The sequence below is a fragment of the uncultured Xanthomonas sp. genome (assembly GCF_964278005.1).
In the GTDB taxonomy this organism is placed as follows: Bacteria; Pseudomonadota; Gammaproteobacteria; order Xanthomonadales; family Xanthomonadaceae; genus Xanthomonas_A; species Xanthomonas_A sontii.
The window spans coordinates 111,240-129,302 of the sequence record NZ_CAXYKF010000012.1 but is presented as its reverse complement, the minus strand read 5'-3'; the positions used below and the strand labels follow the sequence as shown (position 1 = coordinate 129,302).

Annotated in this window: 14 protein-coding genes; 6 read left to right on the top strand and 8 right to left on the bottom strand. The window is 68.6% G+C overall.

Annotation, left to right across the window (positions count from 1 at the left end):
* Nucleotides 1-65: 65 nt before the first annotated feature.
* Nucleotides 66-473, bottom strand: coding sequence for an EF-hand domain-containing protein (locus ACHWVH_RS07725; RefSeq protein WP_295928538.1), 408 nt, complete (start codon nt 471-473; stop codon nt 66-68).
* Nucleotides 470-1,666: an acyl-CoA desaturase gene (locus ACHWVH_RS07720; RefSeq protein ID WP_017907974.1), complete on the bottom strand. Its 1,197-nt coding sequence runs from the start codon at nt 1,664-1,666 to the stop codon at nt 470-472. Before ACHWVH_RS07720 ends, ACHWVH_RS07725 begins: the two co-directional genes overlap by 4 nt.
* A 135-nt stretch (nt 1,667-1,801) precedes the next feature.
* On the opposite strand from ACHWVH_RS07720, the gene ACHWVH_RS07715 reads away from it, so the two are divergent.
* Nucleotides 1,802-2,644 (top strand): ABC transporter ATP-binding protein, encoded by an 843-nt coding sequence (locus tag ACHWVH_RS07715; RefSeq protein WP_394686932.1) that lies wholly within the window; start codon nt 1,802-1,804, stop codon nt 2,642-2,644.
* Between the two features lie 122 nt (nt 2,645-2,766).
* Here the strand turns inward: ACHWVH_RS07715 and ACHWVH_RS07710 are convergent, their stop codons facing one another.
* Nucleotides 2,767-3,219 (bottom strand): helix-turn-helix domain-containing protein, encoded by a 453-nt coding sequence (locus ACHWVH_RS07710; protein ID WP_295928535.1) that lies wholly within the window; start codon nt 3,217-3,219, stop codon nt 2,767-2,769.
* Between the two features lie 133 nt (nt 3,220-3,352).
* Between ACHWVH_RS07710 and ACHWVH_RS07705 the strand changes: the two genes are divergently transcribed.
* Nucleotides 3,353-4,258 (top strand): NAD(P)H-binding protein, encoded by a 906-nt coding sequence (locus ACHWVH_RS07705; RefSeq protein WP_295928532.1) that lies wholly within the window; start codon nt 3,353-3,355, stop codon nt 4,256-4,258.
* A 22-nt stretch (nt 4,259-4,280) separates the two neighbouring features.
* On the opposite strand, the gene mnmE is transcribed toward ACHWVH_RS07705, so the two are convergent.
* The 5 genes from mnmE to rpmH form a co-directional block, all read right to left on the bottom strand.
* Nucleotides 4,281-5,624, bottom strand: coding sequence for a tRNA uridine-5-carboxymethylaminomethyl(34) synthesis GTPase MnmE (mnmE, locus tag ACHWVH_RS07700; RefSeq protein WP_394686931.1), 1,344 nt, complete (start codon nt 5,622-5,624; stop codon nt 4,281-4,283).
* 32 nt (nt 5,625-5,656) lie between these two features.
* A complete protein-coding gene (locus ACHWVH_RS07695; protein WP_394686930.1) occupies nt 5,657-8,404 on the bottom strand; it encodes a tetratricopeptide repeat protein in 2,748 nt (915 codons plus the stop codon).
* Between the two features lie 101 nt (nt 8,405-8,505).
* Nucleotides 8,506-10,242, bottom strand: coding sequence for a membrane protein insertase YidC (gene yidC, locus ACHWVH_RS07690; protein WP_394686929.1), 1,737 nt, complete (start codon nt 10,240-10,242; stop codon nt 8,506-8,508).
* A gap of 18 nt (nt 10,243-10,260) precedes the next feature.
* A complete protein-coding gene (gene rnpA, locus ACHWVH_RS07685) occupies nt 10,261-10,698 on the bottom strand; it encodes a ribonuclease P protein component (RefSeq protein ID WP_081616388.1) in 438 nt (145 codons plus the stop codon).
* Nucleotides 10,699-10,736: 38 nt separating this feature from the next.
* Nucleotides 10,737-10,877, bottom strand: a complete 141-nt coding sequence (gene rpmH, locus ACHWVH_RS07680) for a 50S ribosomal protein L34 (RefSeq protein ID WP_003469983.1) — start codon at nt 10,875-10,877, stop codon at nt 10,737-10,739.
* 261 nt (nt 10,878-11,138) lie between these two features.
* On the opposite strand from rpmH, the gene dnaA reads away from it, so the two are divergent.
* The 4 genes from dnaA (at nt 11,139) to gyrB (ending at nt 18,058) form a co-directional block, all read left to right on the top strand.
* Nucleotides 11,139-12,479 (top strand): chromosomal replication initiator protein DnaA, encoded by a 1,341-nt coding sequence (gene dnaA / locus ACHWVH_RS07675; RefSeq protein WP_026144198.1) that lies wholly within the window; start codon nt 11,139-11,141, stop codon nt 12,477-12,479.
* 322 nt (nt 12,480-12,801) lie between these two features.
* Nucleotides 12,802-13,902, top strand: coding sequence for a DNA polymerase III subunit beta (gene dnaN / locus ACHWVH_RS07670; RefSeq protein ID WP_017911750.1), 1,101 nt, complete (start codon nt 12,802-12,804; stop codon nt 13,900-13,902).
* A 480-nt stretch (nt 13,903-14,382) separates the two neighbouring features.
* Nucleotides 14,383-15,483, top strand: coding sequence for a DNA replication/repair protein RecF (recF, locus tag ACHWVH_RS07665; RefSeq protein ID WP_267098918.1), 1,101 nt, complete (start codon nt 14,383-14,385; stop codon nt 15,481-15,483).
* Between the two features lie 112 nt (nt 15,484-15,595).
* Complete coding sequence (gene gyrB / locus ACHWVH_RS07660) at nt 15,596-18,058, top strand: DNA topoisomerase (ATP-hydrolyzing) subunit B (protein ID WP_017915838.1); 2,463 nt, start codon at nt 15,596-15,598, stop codon at nt 18,056-18,058.
* The last annotated feature ends 5 nt before the right edge of the window (nt 18,059-18,063 follow it).

Here is an 18,063-nt window from a genome sequence, read left to right as displayed (position 1 = left end):
TCGATGGGATGCATCGGTTTGCGCAACCAGCTCGGCAATAGAAGCCGTACCATCAGAGCTATCCCCTACTGCGGCGGCGCCGCCAGCTCCCGCGCGCTGAGGTAGCCGTCGCCGTTGGTGTCCTGCTTGCGGAAGCGGGCGGTCAGGGTGGCCAGGTGCTGTGCGCGGGTGATCGGCGGGCCGCGGCCGCCGGACAGTTCGGCGGGGCTGAGCACGCCGTCGTGGTCGCGGTCGCGCGCGTCGAAGGCGTAGCTCATCCAGGCCAGGTATTCGTCCAAGCTGACGCGGCCGTCGCCGTCGCGGTCCATGCGCTGCAGGTAGCTGGTGGTGCTGTCGATCGCCTGCGCGTGGGCGCTGACGATACCGCCGGCCAACAGGGTGCAGGCGATGCGCAGCGTCAGTCCGACCAGTAACGACGAACGCCGCGCAAGGCGGCGTTCGTGCGACGGGATATGCGGTGCGCCGCGGCTCATGCCAGGGCGTAGCCCTTCAGTCGCGCGGCGTAGGCCTGCAGCGCGGCGATGCCGCTGGCTTCGGCGTCGTGGCACCAGGCCTGCAGGTGCTTGAGACGTTCGCTGGCGTCGTGGGTGCGCGCTTCCAGCAGGGCCGCCAGGCGGGCGCGATGCTCGACCAGCGTGCGCATGCGCGGGCGCTGCGCCACCCAGTGCTGCAGCTGTTCGCGCGCGTCGGGCTTGAGCCAGCGGCCATCGTCGACCAGGCCCTTGCGCAGGCGCCGCGGCAGCAGCTTGCGCAGCTTGGCGCCGGCCTGCGCGGCTTCTTCCTTGAGCGCGGGCTTGAACACGTTGCGCTGGTAATCGGTCATCGCCTGGAAGCGATGCGACAGCAGCGCGCGCAGGGTGTCGGCGTCGGGCACGGCGATGTTCGGGCGTACGTCCAGGGTCGGCGCCACGCGCAGGATCTTGGCCAGACGCAGGGCGGCCAGCGCGCGGATCGCGATCCAGCCGATGTCCAGTTCCCAACGGCGCATCGAGAAGCGCGCCGAGCTCGGGAAGGCATGGTGGTTGTTGTGCAGTTCTTCGCCGCCGATCCACAGCGCCCACGGGGTCAGGTTGGTCGAGGTGTCGGCGGACTCGAAGTTGCGGTAGCCCCACCAGTGGCCCAGGCCGTTGATCACGCCGGCGGCCCAGAACGGGATCCACGCCATCTGCAGCGCCCACAGCGCGATGCCGGGCAGGCCGAACAGCGCGAAGTTGACCGCGAACAGCGCCACCGGCCCCAGGTTCGCGTACGGGGTGTACAGGTGCCGCTCGATCCAGTCGTCCGGCGCGCCCTTACCGTACTGCTCGATGTCGCCGCGCTGGGTGCGCGCTTCGCGGTACAGCTCCACGCCGCGCCAGAACACGCGGGCGATGCCCTTGGTCTGCGGGCTGTGCGGGTCTTCCTCGGTCTCCACCTTGGCGTGGTGCTTGCGATGGATCGCCACCCACTCCTTGGTGATCATCGAGGTGGTGAACCAGGTCCAGAAGCGGAAGAAGTGCGACAGCAGCGGATGGAAGTCCACTCCGCGATGCGCCTGGCTGCGGTGCAGATACAGCGTCACCGCGAAGATGGTGAGCTGGGTGAACAGCAGCAGCACGGCCAGCATGCCCCACCAGCCGACGCCGAGCAGGCCGTTGCCGAGGAAGTCGAGGATCGCGTCGAACATTGCCAGAAGCTCCAGAGCGTAAGACGGCGTGAGGGGATGACGACATGATGGGGGTTGCGGGCGCAAACTTCACCCGGCGCTCGCGTATGGTATTCAGCCGCCAAGCGCTTCCGATCACAGAACGGTTTCGGTTCCATGTCAGCCGCCTCTTCCCAAGCAACCCCCGTGCCAGCGGCCACGCCGTTGATCGAACTCGATCGCGCCAGCGTCGTCCGCGGCCAGGTCCGCGTGCTGCATTCGCTGAGCCTGCGCATCGCGCTCGGCCAGCACACCGCGATCCTCGGCCCGAACGGCTGCGGCAAATCCTCGTTCATCAAGCTCATCACCCGCGAGCTGTATCCGCTGGCGCGCGCCGGCGAGGAGCCGGCGGTGCGGGTGCTCGGCCAGAGCCGCTGGCAGGTGGACCGGCTGCGCAGCCAGTTGGGCATCGTCACCGGCGACCTCAGCGTCAATCTCGCCGACATGCCCGGGCTGGACGTGGAAAGCGCGGTGCTGTCCGGGTTCTTCGCCAGCTACGTGGTGCCGCCGCACCGCGAGGTCACCGAGGCGATGCGCGGCCGCGCGCGCGAGGCGCTGCAGGCCGCGCACGCGCTGCCATTGCTGCGGCGTCCTTATGCCGAGCTGTCGGCCGGCGAGACCCGGCGCGTGCTGATCGCGCGCGCCCTGGTCAACCGGCCGCAGGCGCTGCTGCTGGACGAACCCAGTACAGGCCTGGACCTGGTCGCGCGCGAGCACTTGCTGGCGACGATGCGCGACCTCGCCCGTCAGGACATCACCCTGGTGCTGGTCACCCACCACATCGAAGAGATCGTGCCGGAAATCGCACGGGTGATCCTGTTGCGCGAGGGCCAGGTGTACGCCGACGGCGCGCGCGAGGAGTTGTTGGCCGATGCGCCGTTGTCGGCGGTGTTCGGCGGACCGGTACGGGTGCAGCGCGACGGCGACAGCTACAGCGCGCGGGTGATTGCGGAGAGCTGATCCGCGGTTGCCGAATTCGGCCGTTTGGGTCCGTCGGGGTTGCGGGTAATGCGGGAATGTCCGTAAGGAGCGGCTTCCGCCGCGACCGGGCGTTCTCGGTAAAGCCGCTCGTACGGGACGCGTCAACGGTACGTGGCGCCCGCCGCCCGCGCCGGTGCATCGGCCTCGAACGCAGCACGTGCGCTGCGGATCTGCGCATGATGGTCGGCAGCCCAGCGCACCAGCGGTGCCAGCACCACGCTCAACGATTGCCCCAGTGGGGTGAGCCGGTACTCCACGCCGGGCGGCACGGTCGGCAGCACCTCGCGGGCGACCAGCCCTTCGCGCTGCAGGTCGCGCAGGGTCTGGGTCAGCATGCGCTGGGAGATGTCCGGCACCGCGCGGCGCAGTTCGCCGAAGCGGTGCGGGCGTTCGGCCAGCAGCATCACGAACAGGGTGCTCCACTTGTCGCCGATCTGCGCCAGCACGTCGCGCACCGGGCACTGGTCGATGGCCATGCCGGCACGCTGGTAGTCCTGCAACTGCTGGCTCAACAGCGCGTCGCAGGCGGCGACCGGCGGTACGACGGTGTCCATGGTGGTTACCTCGGGGTAAGCAGGGGCGGAAAAAGTGCCGTCTTTACAGGTCGGCCAAGGTCTCTAGGATAGACCAGGTTCCTTTTCCAGACCATTGCGTCCTGCGACGCCGCCCTTCCTCAGGAGACCTGTCATGTCCGCATCTTCCGATTCCCTGCTCGTCACCGGCGCCGGCGGCCAGTTCGGCCAGCGCGTGCTCGCGCACCTGCTCGATACCCTCAAGGTGGCGCCGTCGCGGGTGGTGGCGATGACCCGCCAGCCCGACCGCCTGGCCGCCTGGGCCGCGCGCGGCGTGGACGTGCGCCACGGCGATTTCGACGACGCCGCTTCGCTCGACACCGCATTCCGTGGCGCCGGCCGCGTGCTGCTGATCAGCACCGACGCACTGGACCGCCCCGGCCACCGCCTGCAGCAGCACCAGGCCGCGATCGCCGCCGCCGAGCGTGCCGGCGTCGGCCACCTGGTCTACACCTCCTGCCCGGAACCGCACGACTCGCCGCTGCTGCTGGCCACGGATCACGCCGGCACCGAGGACAGCCTGGCCGCCAGCACCCTGCCCGCCTGGACCGTGCTGCGCAACCACTGGTACTTCGAAAACCTGTTCATGAGCCTGCCGTCGGTGCTGGCCTCGGGCCACTGGTACAGCGCGGCCGGCGACGGCGGCATCGCCCATATCGCGCGCGACGACCTGGCCCGCGCCGCCGCGATTGCCCTGGCCGGCGGCGACGGCAAGCGCACGCTCACCCTCAGCGGCGCGCGCGCCTACACCACCGCCGAGATCGCCGCGCTGGTCGCGCAGGTGCTGGATGTGCAGATCCAGGTGGTGCCGGTACCGGTCGAGGGCCTGGTACAGGGCATGGTCGGCGCAGGCCTGCCCGAACCGGTCGCGCGCATCTATGCTTCGTTCGACACCAACACCGCGGCCGGCCACGTCGCCACCGTCACCAGCGACTACCAGGCGCTGACCGGGCAGGCGCCGCTGCCGTTCGAACAGTGGCTGCAGGACAATCGCGCGCAACTGGCGGGGCTGAAGCCGTAAGCGCACTCAGCGGCGCGACGGGCTATTTGCCGATGCAGAAACTGGAGAAGATCCGCCCGAGCAGGTCGTCGGCACTGAGCGTGCCGACGATCTCGCCGAGCGCGGCATGGGCCAGGCGCAGCTCTTCGGCGGCCAGTTCCAGGCGTTCGTGTTTCAGTTCGACCGCCGCCGCGTCGGCATGCGTCGCGGCGCGCTGCAGCGCGTCGACGTGGCGGGCGCGCGCGGAGAATTCGCCGTCGCTGCCCTCGCCGGCCGCGGCGCCGGCGATCGCGCGCAACTGGGCGTGCAACTGCTCCAGGCCGCTGCCGGTGGCGGCGGAAACGTAGACGCGCTCGGCGCTGGCGGCAGGCACCGCAGCGAGCAGGTCGCTCTTGTTGTGGATCCACAGGCGCTGCGGCACGTCGGCGATGGCGTCGGCGATCGCCGCCTGGCCGGCCTCGGCCTCGCGCGCGTCGAGCACGATCAGCGCAAGGTCGGCGCGCTGCAGTTCCTGGCGCGCGCGGCGCATGCCCTCGCGTTCGATCGCATCGCCGCCCTCGCGCAGCCCGGCGGTGTCGACCAGGGTCAGTTCCACGCCGTCCAGGCGCACGGTCTCGTGCAAGGTGTCGCGGGTGGTGCCGGCGATGTCGGTGACGATGGCGCGGTCGCTGCCGGCCAGCGCATTGAGCAGCGAACTCTTGCCGGCATTGGGCGGGCCGACCAGCACCGCGTGCAGGCCATCGCGCAGGCGCCGGCCGCGTTCGGCGTCGGCACGCAGCTGCGTCAGATCCGTGCGCGCCTGCGCCAGGCCGGCGCGGACCTGCTCGCCGCCCAGCGTGTCCAGCGCCTCGTCGGCGAAATCGATCGCCGCTTCGATGTGGATGCGCAGTCGGATCAGCTGTTCGGCCAAGTCGTCGACGCGACGCGAAAACACCCCGTCCAGCGAGCGCCGTGCGGCGCGCGCCGCACGCAAGTCGCCGGCGGCGATCAGGTCGGCGATCGCCTCGGCCTGGGCCAGGTCGAGCTTGCGGTTGAGGAAGGCGCGCTCGCTGAACTCGCCCGGGCGTGCCGGCCGTGCGCCGAGTTCGCAGCAGCGCGCCACCAGGTGCCGCAGCAGCACCGGGCTGCCATGCGCCTGCAGTTCCAGCACGTCCTCGCCGGTGAAACTGCGCGGCGCCGGAAACCACAGCGCGATGCCGTCGTCCACGATCTCGCCGTGCGCGTCGCGAAAACGCGCGTAGCGGGCGCTGCGCGGCACCAGCGCGCCCAGGCCCAGCCCCTCGGCGATGGCCGCCGCCGCCGGACCGGACACGCGGACCACGCCGACGCCACCCGCGCCGGGAGCGGTGGCGATGGCGGCGATGGTCTCGGTGGCGGAAGAGGGCATGGCGAAGGCGACAGGTTCGGCGGCGCGATGGATCACAGCGTCTGCAGCTGGCCGCGCACGTAGGCGGCCGACGCGCCGTTGGGTTGCAGCTCCAGGTAGGTCTGGAAGGCGCGCTTGGCCTTGGCCGCATCGCCGAGCTGGCGGTAGGCGTCGCCCAGGTTGACGTAGGCCACCGCGCGCGAGGGATCGATCTTCAGCGTGTTCTCCAGCCAGCGCACGGCCTGCGCGTACTTGCCCTGACGATAGTAGATGAAGCCCAGGTTGTTGGCCGCCAGCGCGAAGTCCGGGCGCAGCTTCAGCGCCTCGGTGAACTGCGCCTCGGCCTCGTCGTAGCGCTTCTCCTTGTACAACTGCAGGCCGCGGTCGTTGGCGCGCTGCGCACGCTGGCGGTCGGACACCGGACCGGCCGCGGCCGGCACCGCCAGCGGCCGCTCGCCGCCCTGCAGATCCTTGACCACCACCGCCGGCTTGGCCGCAGCGGGCGGTGCATCGGCGCTGCTGGCGCCGGCGTTCGGGGTCGCGGTCGCGGTCGATGCCGGCGCCGCCGCATCGACGCGGTCGTTCATCGCGATCGCCGCCGAGGACAGCTGCTGGGTGCTGGCGGTGAGGAATTCCTCGCCCTCCGGTACCTGCAGCACGAACTCGCCGCCCTGCGAACCGGGCAGGCTGCCGAACGCGGGCGTCTGCTGCGAGATGCTCGACACCGCCGGCGCCACGTAGGCGGCCAGCTCGGTGCCGGTGATCAGGCCGTCGCCGTTGAGGTCGGCCTTGCCCGACAGCGCCTGCAGCAGCACCCAGGTGAACACCGAATGGCCGTTGGGGCCGCTGTCGGCGACCTGCTGGTCGGCGCCGCCGGCGGTGAGCATCTGTCGGGCGATGCGCCGCGCGTTCTCGCGCAGGTAGGCGCTGGTACCGCCGCCGCGGGTCAGACCCAGGCCGCTGTAGCACGCGTCCATCACGAACAGCACGTGCTTGGCTTCCAGGCTTTCGGCGATGTCCTGGATCTCGGTCATCGGAATCGCGTCGGTGGCGAACTGCGCCGGGTCCGAGTCGGCGGGCACGATGTAGCCGAGATCGCGCCCGGAGGCCAGCTTGCGGGTCGCACCGTGACCGGCGAAGAACACGAACACGCGGTCGTTCTTGCCGACGCCGCCGTGTGCGAGGCGATCGTGGAAAGCGGCCAGGATGTTGTTGCGGGTCGCCTCCTGGTTCTTCAGCACGATCACCTGCGACGACGGGAAACCGAAGCTGCCGGTCAGCGTCTGCGCGATCGCCTGCGCATCGTTGGCCGCGTACTGCAGCTTGGGCCAGTGCGCGTAGTCGTCGATACCGATGACGATGGCCCACGACTTGTCGTAGCCGCTGGTCACCGCCGGTGCGGCAGCGTTGCTGGCCGCGCGCGCCACGCTGAAGTCGCGCCCGTTCCACGCGGCGAACTGGTAGCCGTCGGCGCTGAGCCGGTCCAGGATCTGCGGCAACGCCTTGACCGTGCGTTCGTGGATGTCGTGGAACAGCAGGATGCCGCGCTGCTCGCGGCCGACCTGCTCGAGCACGCGCTGTACGATCGACTCCGGCACCGGGTCGGCCCAGTCCAGCGAATCCACGTTCCACATCACCGACTTCAGCCCGGCCTCGCCGAGGATCTGCATGCCCTCGGCGTTGCGCGCGCCGTATGGGAAGCGGAACAGCGGCGCACGCTTGGCGTCGACTGCGCGCAGCATGCGGTCGGTGTCCAGGATCTGGCTGCGCAGCGCGGCGCCGGTTTCCTTGGACAGCTGCGCGTGGGTCAGGCTGTGGTTGCCGACGGTGTAGCCCTGCTCCATCAGGCTGCGGCTGACGCTGGCCAGCGGCGACAGGTCGACCTTGCCATCCGGCTCCAGCTTGCCCAGGTTGCGGCCGACTTCGAAGAACGTGGCCGGCACGTCGTAGCGCTTGAGGATGGCCACGATCTCGTCGGTGTACTCGCGATGCGGGCCGTCGTCGAAACTCAGCACCACGGTCTTCGGCGGCAGGTCGCGGCCGAACACCTCGCGGTCGCTGTCCTTCATCGACATCGGGTATGGGGTGATCACGCCGTAGTCGCGCAGGATCGCCTCGCGCGTGTACAGCGTGCCCAGGTGGGCGACGTAGTCCTCCCACTTCTCGCGCTTCTGCACGATCGCGCGGGTGCGATCGAAGCGGCTGAAGATCGCGGTGATCTCGCGGTTGTAGGTGCGTTCGATCTCGTCGAGCGCTTCCAGGTCTTCGCCGATGCGCTGGTGCAGCTTGATCGCCGGCAGCGAGGAGTCCTTGCCGATGCGCACCTGCCAGTCGGCGAGAATCTCGCGGAATGCCAGGCGGTCGGCGTCGTACAGGTCCGGCGCCGATTCGACGTAGTCCAGCAGGCTGCCGACCGCGGCGAAGCGCTGCGGGTCGGGCAGCGCCAGCAGCGCATCGAATTGCTTGGCCAGCGTCTCGCGGCGCTCCAGGCCCTCGTGGAACAGCTGCTGGCCGACGCTGCTGGAGATCTGTCGGTCGGCCTGCGACTGCTTGGCCTCGTCGGCCAGCAACACGATGATCTTGCGCTGCGCCGCCAGCTGCGCCTGCAGGCCTTGCAGCAGCGTCGTCGCCTGGGCCTGCAATGCGGGAGAGCCTGGAATGGCGATCGCCGGCGCCGATGTCGCGGACTTGGACGGCGTCGCCGCGCTGTCGGCAGGCGTGCGCTGGCACGCGGCCAGCGCCAAGGCGAGCAGGCCGATCACGGCCACGGACGGCGACAACGGACGATGGCGCTTGCGCATGACCACGGACTCGCGAGCAAGGCGCTACGGGAACAGCGCAGACGCCGGCGCCTTCCCCGGCCGCATGCGCAACGCCCGCCGGAGGGCGGGCGTTGTCGGGTTTACTTCTTGGCCTTGGCCTTGGCCGGCGGCTTGCCGCCGCCGCCGCCACCAGCGGTGGCCGGTTCGCCGTGGCGCTTGAGCATCCACCACTGCTGCAGCAGGCCCAGCGAACCATTGGTGACCCAATACAACACCAGGCCCGACGGCACGAAGGCCATCATCACGCCGAACACCAACGGCATGAACTGCATCATCTTGGCCTGCACCGGATCCATGCCCGGCGACGGCGTCAGCTTCTGCGTCAGCCACATCACCGCCACGTTGATCACCGGCAGGATGAAGTACGGATCGCGCGCGGTCAGGTCCTGGATCCAGGCGAACCACGGCGCCTGGCGCAGTTCCACCGACTCCACCAGCACCCAGTACAGGGCGAAGAAGATCGGCATCTGGATCAGCACCGGCAGGCAGCCGCCCATCGGGTTGATCTTCTCCTTCTTGTACAGCTCCATCATCGCGGTCTGGAACTTCTGCTTGTCGTCGCCGTAGCGCTCCTTGAGCTGCTGGATGCGCGGCTGGAACTTGCGCATCTTGGCCATGCTCTTGAACTGCGCGGCCGACAGCGGATACAGCATCAGTTTCAGCAGCACCACCAGGCCGACGATCGACCAGCCCCAGTTGCCGATCAAGCTGTGCAGATGGCTGAGGATCCAGAACAGGCCCTGGCCGAGCATCGCAGGCAAGGTGAAACGGCTGTAATCGACCACGCGATCCAATCCCTTCACCTGCTCTTTGGCGATCAGATTGACCAGCTTCGGGCCCACCCACAGTCGCGCTTCGGTGCTGGCGCTGGCGCCCGGCGCCACGGTGAAACCGGGGCCGCGCGCTTCGACCACATGCCGCGGGCCGTCGTTGGACAGCACGAACAGGGAATCCTGGTCGTTCTGCGGAATCCAGCTGGTGAAGAAGTGGTGCTGCAACAGCGCGATCCAGCCACCCTTGACCGTCTGGTTCAGCGGGCCGTCGTCCAGATAGTCCTTGAACGCGCGGCGCTGGTAGCCGTCGGCGGGGCTGAACCAGGTGGCGCCATTGAAGCTGAAGGAATCCGGGTTGGTCATGCCGCGGCTGACGATGGTCGGCACCCGGCTCAATTTGCGGAAGACATAGCCCTGCCACGGCTTGCTGCCGTGGTTGATGACCTCGTCGCGCATCTGCACGGCGTAATGGCCGCGCTGCAGGGTGTACACGCGACGAATGGTCACGCCGTCCGGGCCATTCCACACGAACGGCACCTGCAGGCTGTCCTGGCCCTTGGCCAGCACGTACTCCTGGCCCGGGTGTTCGGGGCGGAAGCCGCCCGGGCCCGGCGACGGCGAGTTGTGCTCGCCGACCCAGCCGCTGGTGGCGGTGTACGGATGCGCCGCGTCCTCGGTCAGCAGCTGCACCGGCGGGCTGCCGGGCTGCTTGGTCTGCGGGAACAGCAACAGATCGGCGTCGAACACGCTGCGGCCGTCCAGGGTCAGGCGCAGCACGTCGGTGGTGACGGTGACCCGCGGCGCGGCGCTGGCCGCGGCGGTCTCGGGCGTGGTGCTGGCCGGCGCGGTGCCGGGCACCGTGGCCTGCGGAACGGCCGGGGCATGCGTGGCGCCGGCATCGGCGTCCTGCGCCGGCGGCACCGTGGTCGCTGCCGCGACCGTCGCCGCGGTGGCGTTCGGCGCGTGTTCCTTGTTCCACTCCATCCACAACAGCGCCGCGACCATCAGCCAGGCGAAAATCAGGAAAAGGCGGGTCTGGTTCATCGGACAGGCAAGCTCGGCTCAGCCAGAAGCAGGTTCTGACGTGGATGTGGGGGAAGAAGGACGATCGGGCGGCGGCATTGTGCCGTCCGCGGCCGGGGCCGGCAATGCGCCGGCGCGACGCAGCAGGCGCAGATAGGCCTGGCGCAGCTGCTCGCCGCTGGCCTGGGCGGCGGCGCTGCGCGCCACCACCACGTAGTCGCCGGGCTTCAGCCACGGCAACAGCTGCCGCGTGGCCTCGCGCAGCACGCGCTTGATGCGATTGCGCACGACCGCGCGCTTGTCGACCTTGCGCGACACCGCCAGACCCAGCCGCGCCGGGTGCGGCGCACTGCGCCAGTGCAGGCTCATCAGCGGCTCGGAACAGCGGCGCGCGGCATCGAACACGACGCGGTATTCCGCAGACGTGCGAACCCGCGCAGAGCGAGGAAATCGCCTACGCGGGTCGGGATGATTCACGGTCCGGATTGCAGGCGCCGCCTGGGGCGGCGAAGCAATCAAGCGCTCAGGCGCTTGCGGCCCTTGGCGCGGCGACGGGCCAGGATCTTGCGGCCGTCGGCGGTGGCCATACGGGCACGGAAGCCGTGGTCGCGCTTGCGCTTGAGGTTGCTGGGCTGGAAGGTGCGCTTGGTGGCCATCGGGGCGCTCTGATCTGAATGGGGCGGAAAGAACCGGAAATTCTATAGGACCACTCACGCCGCGGTCAACTCCCTGTATTGACGACGGCACAGGCCGGCCACGCCAGGCCTGTGGATGGATCTGTGAATAGCCGTGGGAAAACCATTCCCGACCCTGCGCGCCGGTGGTAGTCTGATCCATCCGCTTTCCTCTCCCACCGGCCGAATGCGCCGCGCCCGAGCGCGCCCTTCATGCCCGGTCTATCGACGAATTTAGATCTGATGGATGCTTGGCCCCGTTGCCTGGAACGTCTGGAAGCCGAATTTCCAGCCGAGGACGTTCACACTTGGTTGAAACCGCTGCAAGCCGAACAGCGCCATGACAACAGCATGGTGCTGTACGCCCCGAACGCCTTCATCGTCGAGCAGGTGCGCGAGCGCTACCTGCCGCGTATCCGCGAACTGCTGACCTATTTCGCCGGCAGCGGCGAGGTGCTGCTGCAGGTCGGCTCGCGTCCGCGCGCGCCGGAACCGGCGGCCGCCCCGCCCAGCGAGACCGCGGCCGCACGCACGCCGGCGCCGCCGTTGCTGGAGCCGTTCGCCGGCAACCTCGATTCGCACTACACCTTCGCCAACTTCGTCGAAGGCCGCAGCAACCAGCTCGGCCTGGCCGCGGCGGTGCAGGCCGCGCAGAAGCCCGGCGACCGCGCGCACAACCCGCTGCTGCTGTACGGCGGCACCGGCCTGGGCAAGACCCACCTGATGTTCGCCGCCGGCAACGCCATGCGCGAGCAGAACCCGAACGCGCGGGTGATGTACCTGCGCTCGGAACAGTTCTTCAGCGCGATGATCCGTGCGCTGCAGGACAAGACCATGGACCAGTTCAAGCGCCAGTTCCAGCAGGTGGACGCGCTGCTGATCGACGATATCCAGTTCTTCGCCGGCAAGGACCGCACCCAGGAAGAGTTCTTCCACACCTTCAACGCGCTGTTCGACGGCCGTCAGCAGATCATCCTGACCTGCGACCGCTACCCGCGCGAGGTCGAGGGCCTGGAGCCGCGGCTGAAGTCGCGCCTGGCCTGGGGCCTGTCGGTGGCGATCGATCCGCCCGATTTCGAGACCCGCGCGGCGATCGTGCTGGCCAAGGCGCGCGAGCGCGGCGCGGAGATCCCCGACGACGTGGCGTTCCTGATCGCCAAGAAGATGCGCTCGAACGTGCGCGACCTGGAAGGCGCGCTCAACACGCTGGCGGCGCGCGCCAACTTCACCGGCCGCGCGATCACCACCGAGTTCGCCCAGGAAACCCTGCGCGACCTGCTGCGTGCGCAGCAGCAGGCGATCGGCATCCCCAACATCCAGAAGACCGTGGCCGACTACTACGGCCTGCAGATCAAGGATCTGCTGTCCAAGCGGCGCACGCGTTCGCTGGCGCGGCCGCGGCAGGTGGCGATGGCGCTGACCAAGGAACTGACCGAACACAGCCTGCCGGAGATCGGCGATGCGTTCGCCGGGCGCGACCACACCACCGTGTTGCACGCCTGCCGGCAGATCAAGCACCTGATGGAAACCGACGGCAAGCTCCGCGAAGACTGGGACAAGCTGATCCGCAAGCTCAGCGAGTGAGCCCGGAGAGGACAGGGACGGCACGCCGATCCACACGCGCAGCGTGTGCGTTCGGCGGTCACCTGGCGCCACGTGATAAATCGGTGCATGACTTCGCGACAAATCCGGGAGAAACTGTGGATAAAGCGCGACGCGGCGGCGACGGCAAAACTATCCACAGGTTTCCCCACCAGTTCCGGGACAGTAGTACACGGGATTGAGGGCGCTAAAAATCTTTTGTTTTCAGTGGCTTGAGCTACATTTGCACCGAATTTCGCTCTACCATCACCACCAAGCTTTTGATTTATTCCACATCTTTTAAAGCATAGGGGCACGGAACCACATGCGTTTCACACTGCAGCGCGAAGCCTTCCTCAAGCCATTGGCGCAAGTCGTCAATGTGGTCGAACGCCGCCAGACCTTGCCGGTTCTGGCCAACTTCCTGGTGCAGGTGCAGGGTGGCCAGCTGTCGCTGACCGGTACCGATCTGGAAGTGGAGATGGTCTCGCGCATTGCGGTCGACGATGCCCAGGACGGCGAAACCACGATCCCGGCGCGCAAGCTGTTCGAGATCGTGCGGGCCCTGCCCGACGGCAGCAAGGTCACCGTCTCGCAGTCCGGCGACAAGATCACCGTGCAGGCCGGGCGTAGCCGCTTCACCCTGGCCACGCTGCCCGCCAACGACTTCCCGTCGGTCGACGAAGTGGAAGCCACCGAGCGCGTGGTGGTGCCGGAAGCCGCGCTGAAGGAACTGATCGAGCGCACCGCGTTCGCGATGGCGCAACAGGACGTGCGTTATTACCTCAACGGCCTGCTGTTCGACCTGCGCGACCAGACCCTGCGCTGCGTGGCCACCGACGGCCATCGCCTGGCGCTGTGCGAGACCGAGCTGGAGAACGCCGGCGGCGCCAAGCGCCAGATCATCGTGCCGCGCAAGGGCGTGACCGAGCTGCAGCGCCTGCTGGAAGGCGGCGAGCGCGAAGTCGAGCTGGAAGTCGGTCGTGCGCACGTGCGTGTCAAGCGCGACGATGTCACCTTCACCTCCAAGCTGATCGACGGTCGCTTCCCCGATTACGAAGCGGTGATCCCGATCGGTGCCGACCGCGAGGTCAAGCTGGATCGCGAGATCCTGCGCGCGGCGCTGCAGCGTGCGGCGATCCTGTCCAACGAGAAGTACCGCGGTGTACGCGTGGAAGTCTCGCCGGGCCAGCTGAAGATCAGTGCGCATAACCCGGAGCAGGAAGAAGCGCAGGAAGAAGTGGAAGCGGACACCAAGGTCAGCGACCTGGCGATCGGCTTCAACGTGAACTACCTGCTCGACGCGCTGTCCGCGCTGCGCGAGGAGTTCGTGGTGATCCAGCTGCGCGACGCCAACTCGTCGGCGCTGGTCCGGGAAGCCAGCAGCGCCCGCTCGCGCCATGTGGTGATGCCGCTGCGTCTCTGACGGTTCCCGTTTCGTGTTCCACGTGGAACACGTGCGAAAGCGACCCGGCCTTCGTGCCGGGTTTTCTTTTTGTTGGGCTCCAAGATCAACGCTCCTGCACTGAGAGGGATCCGTTGCCACGGGAGGCCTGCGCAGCTTGCACCCTTGCATTACCCGGCCAAAACGCATCGGCCGTGACTGTGTCTGCAAAGAGACGGGCTCCGGCATCTCGGCGGGATCACACCATTATCGAAGCGCCAGGAGACCGTGCGGCAAGACAACGTGCCTGTGATCGCCTGGCCGACCCTCTTACCCACGCCTCCACCGTCCCGCGGGAGTCCGTCCTCCCAATGATGCGGAGGTTGCTGGCACGCAGCGCTGTCAATTTCCCGAGCGCGGCCGTCCTGACAGCGCCCATCAGCCGTTTTGGGTATGCTGCCGCCCTACCCCAAGCCCCGATCTGCGTGCGCCCGGTGCGAGCGCCTTCGCCTCTATCCCCGCATGCACGTCTCCCGCCTCGACTTCCACCACCTGCGCCGGTTCGCGGCGCTCGAGCTGGCGCCCGCGCCTGGATTGAACCTGATCACCGGCGACAACGGCGCCGGCAAGACCACGGTGCTTGAGGCGATGCACCTGATGGCGTATGGCCGCAGCTTCCGCGGACGCGTGCGCGATGGGCTGGTCAGCCAGGGCCAGGACGCGCTGGACGTTTTCGTCGAATGGCAGGAGCAGTCGGCTGAAGCCGGCGCGACTCGTCGGCGCCGCGCCGGACTGCGCCACAGCGGGCAAGAATGGCGTGGTCGCCTCGACGGCGAGGACGTCGCCCATCTCGGTACGCTGTGCGCCGCGCTGGCAGTGGTCACCTTCGAGCCAGGAAGCCATCTGCTGGTCAGCGGCGGCGGCGAGCCCCGCCGCCGCTTCGTCGACTGGGGCTTGTTCCACGTGGAACCTGACTTCCTGTCCCTGTGGCGGCGCTACGCCCGCGCGCTCAAGCAGCGCAATGCGTTGCTCAAGAGCGGCGGCAGCGGCGCGGCGTTGGATGCCTGGGATCACGAGCTCGCCGAGTCTGGCGAGCCGTTGACCTCGCGCCGCCAGGACTACCTGGACCGCCTGCTTCAGCGTCTGCTCGCCCTTGCCCCGGATCTCGCCCCGTCGCTGGGCATCGCGCATCTGCAGTTCGCGCCCGGCTGGCGCCGTCAGGAGGTCTCGCTGGCCGATGCACTGTTGCTCAACCGGGAGCGCGACCGTCAGCTCGGCTATACCTCCGCCGGCCCGCACCGGGCCGACTGGAGCCTCAGCTTTGCCGAGATTCCCGGCCGTGATGCGCTCTCCCGCGGCCAGGCCAAGCTCACCGCCCTGGCCTGCCTGCTGGCGCAGGCCGAGGACTACGCCGAGCAGCGCGGCGAATGGCCGGTGATCGCCCTGGACGATCTGGGCTCGGAACTGGATCGCCACCACCAGGCCCGGGTGCTGCAGCGCCTATGTGCGGGGCCGGCGCAGGTCTTCGTCACTGCCACCGAAACCCCGCAGGCGCTGGCCGACGCCAGCCTGCCGATCGCCCGGTTCCACGTGGAACATGGCCAGATCCTGGCCGTTTCCTAGGCCGCCGCGGGTCGGGCGGCCCGGGCTGCTATAATTTCCGCCAATCCCCTATCCAGCGGCGCGAACCGGCCCCGGCCTGTCTTCGCCGCCTCGTGGAGCCTACGGCACCCGCATGACCGACGAACAGAACACCCCGCCCAGCAACGGCAACTACGACGCCAACAGCATCACCGCCCTGGAAGGCCTGGAGGCGGTCCGCAAGCGGCCCGGCATGTACATCGGCGACGTCCATGACGGCACCGGTCTGCATCACATGGTGTTCGAGGTCGTCGACAACTCCATCGACGAAGCCCTGGCCGGGCATGCCGACCACGTGGCGGTGACGATCCACGCCGATGGTTCGGTCTCGGTGTCGGACAACGGCCGCGGCATCCCGGTCGGCAAGCACGCGCAGATGAGCGCCAAGCTCGGCCGTGAGGTCTCCGCCGCCGAAGTGGTGATGACCGTCCTGCACGCCGGCGGCAAGTTCGACGACAACAGCTACAAGGTGTCCGGCGGCCTGCACGGCGTGGGCGTCAGCGTGGTCAACGCGCTGTCGGAGAAGCTGCTGCTGGACGTGTTCCAGGGCGGCTCGCACTACCAGCAGGAATTCAGCAACGGCGCGGCCGTCGCGCCGCTGGTCAAGCTCGGCGAGACCACCCAGCGCGGTACCACCGTACGCTTCTGGCCGTCGGTCGTGGCCTTCCACAACAACGTGGAGTTCCACTACGACATCCTGGCCCGGCGCCTGCGCGAGCTGTCCTTCCTCAACTCCGGGGTCAAGATCGTGCTCGCCGACGAGCGCGGCGAGGGGCGTCGCGACGACTTCCACTACGAGGGCGGCATCCGCAGCTTCGTCGAGCACCTCGCGCAGCTGAAGACCCCGCTGCACCCGAACGTGATCTCGGTCACCGGCGAGCACAACGGCATCACCGTGGACGTGGCGCTACAGTGGACCGACTCCTACCAGGAGACGATGTACTGCTTCACCAACAACATCCCGCAGAAGGACGGCGGCACCCACCTGGCCGGCTTCCGCGGCGCGTTGACCCGCGTGCTCAATACCTACATCGAGCAGAACGGCATCGCCAAGCAGGCCAAGATCAACCTGACCGGCGACGACATGCGCGAAGGCATGATCGCGGTGCTGTCGGTGAAGGTGCCGGACCCCAGCTTCTCCAGCCAGACCAAGGAGAAGCTGGTCAGCTCCGACGTGCGCCCGGCGGTGGAGAACGCCTTCGGCGCGCGCCTGGAGGAGTTCCTGCAGGAGAACCCCAACGAGGCCAAGGCCATCGCCGGCAAGATCGTCGATGCCGCCCGCGCCCGTGAGGCCGCGCGCAAGGCAAGAGACCTGACCCGTCGCAAGGGTGCGCTGGACATCGCCGGCCTGCCCGGCAAGCTGGCCGATTGCCAGGAAAAGGATCCGGCGCTGTCGGAGCTGTTCATCGTCGAGGGCGACTCGGCAGGTGGCTCGGCCAAGCAGGGCCGCAACCGCAAGAACCAGGCGGTGCTGCCGTTGCGCGGCAAGATCCTCAACGTCGAGCGCGCGCGCTTCGACCGCATGCTGTCCTCCGACCAGGTCGGCACGCTGATCACCGCGCTGGGCACCGGCATCGGCCGCGACGAGTACAACCCGGACAAGCTGCGCTACCACCGCATCATCATCATGACCGACGCCGACGTCGACGGCGCGCACATCCGCACCCTGCTGCTGACCTTCTTCTACCGGCAGATGCCGGAGTTGATCGAGCGCGGCTACGTCTACATCGGCCTGCCGCCGCTGTACCGGCTCAAGCAGGGCAAGCAGGAGCTGTACCTGAAGGACGACAACGCGCTCAACGCCTACCTGGCCAGCAGCGCGGTCGAAGGCGCGGCGCTGGTTCCGGCCAGCAACGAGCCACCGATCACCGGTGCGGCGCTGGAGAAGCTGCTGCTGCTGTTCGCCAGCGCCAACGAGGCGGTGGCGCGCAATGCGCACCGCTACGACCCGGCGCTGCTGAGCGCGCTGATCGACCTGCCGCCGCTGGACGTGGCCCAGCTCGAGAGCGAGGGCGAGACGCATCCGAGCCTGGACGCGCTGCAGGCGGTGCTCAACCGCGGCAGCCTGGGCTCGGCGCGCTACAGCCTGCGTTTCCAGGCGTCCAACGCGCAGCGCCCGGCCACCCTGCTGGTGGAGCGCCGGCACATGGGCGAGGAGACCACCTATGTGGTGCCGATGGCGGTGTTCGAGAGCGGCGAGCTGCGGCCGCTGCGCGAGATCGCGCGGGAGTTGCATGGGCTGGTGCGCGAGGGCGCGCAGATCGTGCGCGGCAACAAGACCCAGGCCATCACCAGCTTCGCCCAGGCCTACGCCTGGCTGTTCGAGGAGGCCAAGAAGGGCCGCCAGATCCAGCGCTTCAAGGGCCTGGGCGAAATGAACGCCGAGCAGCTGTGGGAGACCACGGTGAACCCGGATACGCGTCGCCTGCTGCAGGTGCGCATCGAGGACGCGGTCGCCGCCGACCAGATCTTCAGCACGCTGATGGGCGACGTGGTCGAACCGCGCCGCGACTTCATCGAAGAAAACGCGCTGAAGGTCGCCAACCTCGATATCTGACCCTG